The sequence below is a fragment of the Parafrankia sp. FMc2 genome, assembly GCF_041008525.1.
Classification (GTDB): domain Bacteria; phylum Actinomycetota; class Actinomycetes; order Frankiales; family Frankiaceae; genus Parafrankia.
The window spans coordinates 1-8180 of the sequence record NZ_JBFLUG010000219.1 but is presented as its reverse complement, the minus strand read 5'-3'; the positions used below and the strand labels follow the sequence as shown (position 1 = coordinate 8180).

The 8180-nt window shown below is 69.9% G+C and carries 8 protein-coding genes and 1 pseudogene; 3 read left to right on the top strand and 6 right to left on the bottom strand.

The window, feature by feature from the left end:
- Positions 1 to 15: 15 nt before the first annotated feature.
- The 5 genes and pseudogenes from AB1460_RS34460 to AB1460_RS34440 all read right to left on the bottom strand — a co-directional run bounded on the left by AB1460_RS34460 (position 16) and on the right by AB1460_RS34440 (position 3742).
- Complete coding sequence (locus AB1460_RS34460; protein ID WP_368966527.1) at positions 16 to 567, bottom strand: hypothetical protein; 552 nt, start codon at positions 565 to 567, stop codon at positions 16 to 18.
- On the bottom strand, positions 567 to 1085 hold the full coding sequence (locus tag AB1460_RS34455) for a hypothetical protein (RefSeq protein WP_368966525.1): 519 nt from the start codon (positions 1083 to 1085) through the stop codon (positions 567 to 569). Before AB1460_RS34455 ends, AB1460_RS34460 begins: the two co-directional genes overlap by 1 nt.
- Before the next feature lie 82 nt (positions 1086 to 1167).
- Positions 1168 to 1785, bottom strand: coding sequence for a hypothetical protein (locus AB1460_RS34450; RefSeq protein WP_368966523.1), 618 nt, complete (start codon positions 1783 to 1785; stop codon positions 1168 to 1170).
- A 37-nt stretch (positions 1786 to 1822) separates the two neighbouring features.
- A pseudogene (locus AB1460_RS34445) lies at positions 1823 to 2665 on the bottom strand (IS5 family transposase).
- Between the two features lie 72 nt (positions 2666 to 2737).
- Positions 2738 to 3742 (bottom strand): alpha/beta hydrolase, encoded by a 1005-nt coding sequence (locus AB1460_RS34440; RefSeq protein ID WP_368966521.1) that lies wholly within the window; start codon positions 3740 to 3742, stop codon positions 2738 to 2740.
- Positions 3743 to 4568: 826 nt separating this feature from the next.
- On the opposite strand from AB1460_RS34440, the gene AB1460_RS34435 reads away from it, so the two are divergent.
- The 3 genes from AB1460_RS34435 (at position 4569) to AB1460_RS34425 (ending at position 7980) form a co-directional block, all read left to right on the top strand.
- Positions 4569 to 5405: an alpha/beta hydrolase gene (locus AB1460_RS34435; protein ID WP_368966519.1), complete on the top strand. Its 837-nt coding sequence runs from the start codon at positions 4569 to 4571 to the stop codon at positions 5403 to 5405.
- Between the two features lie 317 nt (positions 5406 to 5722).
- Entirely contained in the window at positions 5723 to 6385 is a 663-nt protein-coding gene (locus AB1460_RS34430; RefSeq protein WP_368966517.1) for a GAF domain-containing protein, read from the top strand.
- Positions 6386 to 6789: 404 nt separating this feature from the next.
- A complete protein-coding gene (locus AB1460_RS34425; RefSeq protein ID WP_368966529.1) occupies positions 6790 to 7980 on the top strand; it encodes an FAS1-like dehydratase domain-containing protein in 1191 nt (396 codons plus the stop codon).
- A 76-nt stretch (positions 7981 to 8056) separates the two neighbouring features.
- Here AB1460_RS34425 and AB1460_RS34420 read toward each other — a convergent pair.
- Positions 8057 to 8180, bottom strand: a 124-nt coding sequence (locus tag AB1460_RS34420; protein ID WP_368965997.1) for an acyl-CoA dehydrogenase family protein, incomplete at its 5' end; no start/stop codon positions are given.

Here is an 8180-nt window from a genome sequence, read left to right as displayed (position 1 = left end):
GGGGTGGATGTGCCGTCACCCGGTGCGGCCGTGGGTGGCACGACGTTCGGGGTGAGAGGGATGATCGGGAGGACGTCGGGGGTCGAGGTGCCCCCTGGCTGGGCGGTGGCTCCGGACTGGGCGGTGGCTCCGCCCTGCCGGTAGCCGACCATCCAGGCAGGCCACCGCTGCCGGGTCACCCTCGGCGGAGGCGGAGACCAGAGTGACCTTTCCGGTGACGATGCCCAGCGGCCAGACCCTGGTGACGGTGGCGTTCAGAGATCGCCGGTCTCCGGGCAGAAGCTCCGCGGGACCGGGTCTGCCGTTGCTGCTCCGGGACTGTTCGGTCCTGCCGGCCGCCTCCACACCGGCGTCGACGGTCAGGTGCGTGTTGCCGTCGTTGACGGCGTCGTAGGTGACGTCGAGCGACCCGGGCTCGAAGGGGTTCCAGCTCAGCGCGTACGACGCGGAGATGTCGTCGATGGCCGCGGACGGGCTCAGCTCCCCGGTCACCCGGGTCATCACCCTGAATCCGACCCTGCTCTCGATGCCGATGTTCGCGCCGCCGGGCGCCTGGCTGACCGACATCAGCGAAGCCGCGATCCCGGCTGGATGATCTCCGGGGTGGCGTTGCGGGGAACGGTGACGGTGAACGGGAGAACGGCGCTCTCGCCGGCTTCGACGGTGACCGTGTCCGGTGCCTCCACCCAGGTCCCCGCCTCGCGGGAGGGTCTGGTGGAGGGAAGCATGTTGAACCGGCCCGTGTCAGTGAAGTAGCCGTCCGCCGCCGTGATCGAGAACGTCGCGGGCGTACGGCCGAGGTTGCGCACGGCGACGTGCTCCGTCGCCGTCTCGCCGGGGTCAAGGGTGAGCTCGACCCAGGAGCGTCCATCCGGACCCCGCTCGTCGGCAGGCCTGACCGTCCAGGTGACGGTCGCGGCGGGATCAGCCGCCGGGGCAGCGCCTGGCGCGCCGCCTGGCGGCGCCGTACCTTCCGGGGCGGCACCCGCCGGCGGCACGGAGCCGGCGGCGACGAGGAGAGGCACGGCCAGGGCGATCAGTGCGCGGAGGCGCACGGTCCGCCGGCGGCCGGTGTGTGGGTGCATGCTCGTGGGTCCGTTCCTCGGCGGGCGTGGCCGCGGGCCGCTCCTGGCGTCCACGCCCACGCCCGCGCGATGACTCTCGCGGCTACTCGAAAAGGGAGAGCGTCAGCGTCGCCGTGTAGTCACCGGCGGCGACGGTGGTGGGGGTGCGCAGGAACAGGTCCGCGTTCGCGGTCCACTGCCCCTCCTCCACGACGGCGGCGGAGTCCGCGGCGAGCGCGAGCAGTTCCTGGTCCACCAGGCCCGGCCCCGCATCGAGGACGGTCCCGACCTCGTCGCCTTCCGCCACGAGCCCGGACTCGCCGCCGTCGATCAGCCGCGGCGCCCAGCCCAGGTGCCCGGCGGAGATCGCCTCCTGCCCGTCCTCACCCGTGAAGTCGGTGGAGGTCCCGAGGACGTACCAGAAGGCGCCGTCGGGAATGTCGTCCGCCGAGCGGGTGTCGGTGACGGTGACGGACGGCAGCGTCCCGGTGAACTGCCGGACCAGCGCGTCCGATCCGTCCTCGGTGAGGGCGGTGGTGGTACCGGCGACGCTCAGCGCGAGCACCCCGGGCTCCTCGATCTCAGGGATCTCCACGTTGACCGAGACGCCGCTCTCGCCATGGCTCACCTGCGCGATGGCCACCCCTGCGACGCTCGCGAGCATGAACGCCCCGGCGGTCACCGCCGAGACGCGCAGGAGGCGTCCGTCGATTCTTGTCATTGTTCTCTCTCCGTCGCTAGAGAGCGTCTGAGAAGGGTCAGTCGGGCGCACGGGTAAGGCGACGCAACAAGATCATGGTCATTGCCAGGTAGATAGAGTTCTCGGAGGTGGCGGTCAGTTATTCATAGTCCTTGGACAGGCGGCGGTATTTACCCAGCCGGGCGTAGGTGCGCTCGACCACCCACCTACGCGGCACCACGGCGAACATCGGCACCTGCCGTGGCGGTGCCCCGACCGGGGCCCAGGTATGACGGAATCCACCATCACGCCGGGAGACGATCTGAACGTCGACATCGACCGCGTCCTCGGCCCAGTCGCAGAACTCCCGACCACGGTAGCCCTGGTCAGCCCACACGTGCCGGAGCCGGACGAAGGCATCACGGGCCCGGGACAGCACCACCATCGCCGCCAGGCGATCATCCACGCTGGCCGGGCTGACGCAGGCCACCAGCACGGTACCGAGGGTGTCGACGAGCAGATGACGCTTGACACCGTTGACTTTCTTGGCACCGTCGTAGCCATGCAGCCCGCCCCGGTCAGTGGCCCGCACGCTCTGACTGTCCAGGACACCCGCCCCCGGAGTGGGATCGCGACCGCCACTGGTGCGGTCACGTTCGCGTAGCCGGGCCAGGATCTGCTCCCAGCGGCCCTCGATCCGCCAGAGGCGCCAGTAGTGATAGACCGTCTGCCAGGGCGGCAGGTCATGGGGCAGCAGCCGCCAGGCGCATCCCGCCCGTATCCAGTACGCCAACGCGTTCACGATTTCCCGGCGTTCATGCGCCGGCGGCCGGCCACCGGGTTTGGGGGCGGGAATCAACGGAGCGATCAGCTCCCACTCGGCATCGGACAGATCGGTCGGATACCAGCGCCGCTCGGCCATCACCAGCCTCCCTCACACCGAGGCTTCACACACCCGCCTGACCTACCCACCCTCACCCTTCTCAGACACCCTCTAGCCGCCGAGAAGCCGGCCGAGCCAGTTGATACGCGCAGCCTTCGCCGCCCGTGAGACCGGCGCCTGCGGCGCCATGAGGTCGAAGCCGTGGAAGCCGCCCGGCCAGACATGCAGTTCGGCGCTTCCGCCGGCCTGCCAGATCCGGGTGGCGTAGGCGACGTCCTCGTCGCGGAACGTCTCCGCCGAGCCGACGTCGATGAAGGCCGGCGGCAGGCTCGAGAGGTCCCGTGCACGGGCCGGGGCGGCGTACGGCGAGACGGCAGGTCCGCCGCGCCGATCGCCGAGCAGCGCCGTCCACCCGGTCTCGTTCGACGTCCGGTCCCAGACGCCGCGGCCGGCCATCTGCCGGGCCGAGGGGGTGTCGTTGCGGTCGTCGAGCATCGGGCACAGCAACATCTGCCCGGCCAGCGCCGGCCCACCACGGTCGCGGGTCATCAGTGCCACGGCCGCGGCCAGGCCACCGCCCGCGCTGGTGCCGGCGACAACGAGCCGGCCCGAGGCGACGCCGAGCTCGGCCAGCCTGCCTGCCGTCCAGAGCAGGCCGGTGTAGCAGTCCTCCACGGGTACCGGGTGCGGATGGTCCGGGGCGAGCCGGTAGTCCACCGACACGACCACCAGGTCCAGTTCCTGGGCCCAGTCGAGCGCTTCGGAGATCCCCGTACGCGCGTCACCGATGATCATGCCGCCGCCGTGCAGAAAACACACCGCCGCGGCCGGTCTCCTGGTCGCTGCGGGCCGGCACAGAACCATCGGGAGCTCGAACCCGTCCGGCCCCGCGGGCGCCGTGACGGTCTCGACGGTGAAGGTTCCCTCGCGGGCGAGGAGATCATCCGCGAGGGTGAACGCCGCCATCCGCTGGCGGAACCCCTGAATCATCTCGAGGGTCATCGGCGGCGGTGTGCGCTCCCCGAGACTTTCGAGAACCGCGGCCAGCTCGACGTCGAAAGGCGGCGGCGGACCGATTCTTCCACCATCGGTGTCCACATCACTGTGCACAGTCATCCTCACTCCCACGGTGCCCGATGAGCCAGGGCCTGATGCTCGCGCACAGCGGCAGGCCCGGGAAGGCCACGAGGGCGAACGCGAGTTCAGGGAGACCGGCCGGAGGACGGCGGACAGCGGAGGGCGGCGAGCGGAGGACACCGGACAGCGGGCGGGGGAGGGAGGACGACGAGCGGCGCACACCGGTGCTTCTCGTCGCAGGGGCCGCGGGACACCTCCCCCGCACAGATAGTCCGCAAAAAGGCATCCGGATTGCACCAAGGCTGCCCTCGGCTCATTCCGTGACCGGGTTCGGCGGAGTCAGAACCACAAAGCATGTGACACCTTCGACACAGCAGACAACGCACTGACCAGCATCTTCCCAGATACTCCAGGAAAGTTGTTGACGTAGGTCACACCATCGGCGATGCTCACTGGACCAAGAAAGCACCCAGGTGGGTGCGAGACGGTCGTCCCTGACCCCATGACCGTCGCTACTGCCTTCCTGCCGGCCCGTTCTTACTCGCGGGCCTGCGACGGGAGACACGTTCCGGCGGCCGTCCTCGGTGAGAACAGGGCTTCCTTTTCCGACAGTGCTCGGGCCAGTCGGCTGCACTGTCTTCACCCACCCGTAACATCGCTTCCGGTCGAAGGAAGAGCCGACAGCAGAACCGCGAATCCAATCGCTGGTTCCCACTCAGGAAACCGGCCTGGCCACCCCTGCGCAGTAGCGGGTAAAGGGGCGGACCCAGGGCCGGTCAATCCGACATGAAAGGAGTTCGTGATGCGTGGCGGAAAACTGATGGGAAGGGCCCGTGGCCGAGCCAGACTCGCGCTTGCGGGATCCATGGCCGCGGCCTTATGCGCCGGTGTCGTCGCCGCGGCACCCGCCCAGGCCCAGGTCCCGGCGAACCCGTACGCCAAGGGACCCAACCCGACGGAGTCGAGCGTCACCGCGACCACCGGCCCGTTCGCGGTCTCGACCTACAACATCTCGTCCCTGGTCGCCGGCTTCGGTGGCGGCACCCTCTACTACCCGACCGCCACCAACCAGGGCACCTACGGCGCGATCGCGCTCTCGCCCGGCTACACCGCCGGCTGGTCCAGCATCAGCTGGCTCGGCCCGCGGCTGGCCTCGTTCGGGTTCGTGGTCATCGGCATTGAGACGGACAGCAGGTACGACTACCCGCCGTCCCGGGGCAGCCAGCTGCTCGCAGCACTCGACTGGGCGGTCGAGGACAGCCCGGCGGCCAGCCGCATCGACCCCGCCCGGCTCGCCGTGGGCGGCCACTCCATGGGTGGCGGCGGATCGCTGGAGGCGGCCTCCGACCGGCCGTCCCTGCGGGCCGTCCTGCCGCTGGCTCCCTGGAACTCGGACAAGACCTGGAGCGAGGTCGACGTACCGACACTGATCATCGGTGGCGAGTCCGACACCATCGCCCCCGTCGGTACCCATTCGACACCGTTCTACAACTCGCTCGGCGGCGAGAAGGCCCTGCTCGAACTCAACAACGCGAGCCACTTCTTCCCGCAGTCCCCGAACAGCCTGGTCGCGAAGATGATGATTTCCTGGGCCAAGCGGTGGGTGGACAACGACACCCGCTACAGCCAGTTCCTCTGCCCGGGCCCGTCCTCGGGCATCCTCGGGGAGATCGAGGACTACCAGGAGACCTGCCCCTTCTAGGCGCCGGCCCCTGATATCACGGGGGCCTACGGCTCCAGGCAGTCTTCTGGCGCCAGTCGGATGTCAGCAGATGACACGTACCTTCACCGAAAGGCCGAATCACACCCCGATTCGGGCTTCGATGCCAGTTGCCACCCTTGCCGCACATTCCGCATCAGTACGGATCGCTGTCCCGTCGCGCAGGGGTCGTGGTCCTGTTATGTGACCGCGGGCGGCAGGGCCGAGAGTGGTGTTCCCGTTCGCGTCCCGGATCAGCCTGCCCCACACTCGGATACGTCCGCCTACACCCGAGCCGGCGGCGACGGCGGCTGCGCCTGTTGGGCCAGGCAGGCGGGCTGCTCGGCACGTGCCTGAACCTGCCGACGACACTGCGGGAGATGGTCACGCTGGTGATCCCGGAGTTCGCGGACACCTGCGAGCTGTTCCTGGCTGAAGAGCCCTGCCCGGCCGGAACCAAGCCCGACCCGCTAGTCCTTCGCCCCACTCTGTGGGAGCACTCCGCGGACCTGCCCCGGCCACCCGCCGGCCTGCGCCTCCCGCCCTCGGGGGCGGATGTGGACCTCACGGGAAGCCAGACCGGGCGGGCGTTCCTGGCCCGCCGGCCGATCCGCATCGATCGCGACGAGCGTCAGCTCCACTCCGAGACACGGGGCCTGGCCGCCCTGTACCGGCACTTCGGGATCCGCTCCGCGATCATCGCGCCGCTGCTGGCAGGCCGGAACTGTCTCGGCTGCGCCGGGTTCGGCGTCACAGCGGCGCGGCCCTATGACGAGCCGGACGTGCACACCGCCATGGAGCTCGGAAGCCGGATCGCAGCCGCGATCGCGAACGCGCGGACGTTCGACTACCAGCGTGCTGCCGCGCTGACGCTGCAGCGCGCCCTGCTTCCGAAGGACATCCCGGAGATGCCGAACCTTCGACCTGGTCTGGCGCTATCTGCCGGGCACGTCCGGCGCCGAGGTCGGCGGCGACTGGTGTGACCACCGAAACCCGCCACCAGTTCCCCGAGGGCTCCACTCTCGCCCTCTACACCGACGGCCTCGTCGAATCCCCCACCGTCGACATCACCGAGGGCAGCCGCCGCCTGCTCGGCGTCCTCACCGAATCCGCGGATCTGCCCACCGCCGCGGCGGCCGGCCTGGAGCGCGGTCGCGACCGCCCGCCGGGCGGGCCGTGTGCGCTCGCGGCACGGGGCCCGTCGGCCGAGCGCCACCGCCGCCGCCACCACTTCGTGCGCCTGGCTCGCCCCGCCCTGCCCTGCCCTGCCCTGCCACCGGCTCGCGACCGGCCCGAATCCGGGCCCGTGGAGTCCCCGTGGAGCCAGGGCCCCGAGGCCACAGCACGCCACTGCTACCCGCTCCGCCCAACTGCAGATGGGAAACAGATGACGACGACACATGAGGAAAAGACCGACGAAATCGGGAAAGAACTGGCGCTGGGCACGTTCACCGACGAACTGCTGGAGGAGATGCGGGCGCTGATCGGGACGCAGCTGCGCACCGAGGCCTGCATCAACAACGAGTACGCGACCCGGCTGGCGATCCTGCGCTTCGCCGAGGGGATCGGTGACGACAACCCGCTGTGGACCGACGCCGACTACGCGGCGGGGGCCCGGCATGGCGGCATCATCGCTCCCCCCAGCTTCATCTTCGCCTGCCTCGGCTCCGTCCAGGTGGGGTGGCGCGGCCTCGGCGGGTTCCACGCCGAGACGACCATGACCTTCGAGCGGCCGATCCACGTGGACGACAAGATCACGGCGACGGTGGTGTTCGACGGGTTCGAGGGGCCGGTCGACAGCAACTTCGGCGGCCGCCGTATCAAGGACTTCCTGCGCCAGGAGTACCGCAACCAGCACGGTGAGCTGGTCGCCACGTTCATCTGCTCCCGGATGCGCTTCGAGCGCGGCGAGATGCAGAAGCGGCGTGACTCCCGCAAGATCGAGCTGCCCCACCCGTGGACCGACAGCGAGCTTGCCGCGATCGAGGCGGACGTCCTCGCCGAACGCCCACGCGGGGCGGTACCGCGGTACTGGGAGGACGTCGGCGACGAGATCGACGTCATCACCAAGGGCCCGATCGGCCTGACCGACTTCATCGCCTACATCGCCGCGGGTGCCGCCCCGATCCCCCGCATCTCCGCGCACGGCGTCGCGTTGCGGCGGTACCACAAGCACCCGAAGTGGGCCTTCCGCGACCCGAACACCCACGCGCTGGAGCGGGTCTACTCGGTGCATTACAACGACTACGCGGCTCGCCTGCAGGGTGCCCAGATCGCCTATGACGTCGGTATCCAGCGCACCTGCTGGCAGATCCACTCCCTGACCAACTGGATGGGAGACGACGGCTCGCTCAAGGCCCTGCACGGCCAGTACCGCAGCCACGTCTACCTGTCGGACGTGGTGCGCCTCGGTGGCCGCGTGGTGGCCAGGGAGATCGACGCCGACGGCGACCACGTCGTGCGGGTGGAGACCTGGGCGACGAACCAGCGTGGCGCGAACGTCATGCCCGGGTCCGCCGTCGTTGCCCTTCCGAGCCGGGGCGACACACCAGCCGGTCAGACACCAGCCGGCCAGTGAGGCTGACGCCGTCGACGGGGCGGGACACCGCTCCCGCCGACGGCGTGTGGCCGGCTCACCGCCGGTCCACCCACGCTCAGCCGGGGAGCTTGTACTCCTTGAGCAGGGCGCGGCTGATGATGCGCTTCTGGACCTCGGAGGTGCCTTCGCCGATGAGCATGAACGGGGCCTCGCGGTAGAGCCGCTCGATCTCGTACTCC

What these genes read in the sequence shown, in the direction of transcription:
- AB1460_RS34460 (WP_368966527.1), bottom strand. Translation starts at nt 567, where the DNA reads ATGTCGGTCAGCCAGGCGCCCGGCGGCGCGAACATCGGCATCGAGAGC.
- AB1460_RS34455 (WP_368966525.1), bottom strand. Translation starts at nt 1,085, where the DNA reads ATGCACCCACACACCGGCCGCCGGCGGACCGTGCGCCTCCGCGCACTG.
- AB1460_RS34450 (WP_368966523.1), bottom strand. Translation starts at nt 1,785, where the DNA reads ATGACAAGAATCGACGGACGCCTCCTGCGCGTCTCGGCGGTGACCGCC.
- AB1460_RS34440 (WP_368966521.1), bottom strand. Translation starts at nt 3,742, where the DNA reads ATGACTGTGCACAGTGATGTGGACACCGATGGTGGAAGAATCGGTCCG.
- AB1460_RS34435 (WP_368966519.1), top strand. Translation starts at nt 4,569, where the DNA reads ATGGCCGCGGCCTTATGCGCCGGTGTCGTCGCCGCGGCACCCGCCCAG.
- AB1460_RS34425 (WP_368966529.1), top strand. Translation starts at nt 6,790, where the DNA reads ATGACGACGACACATGAGGAAAAGACCGACGAAATCGGGAAAGAACTG.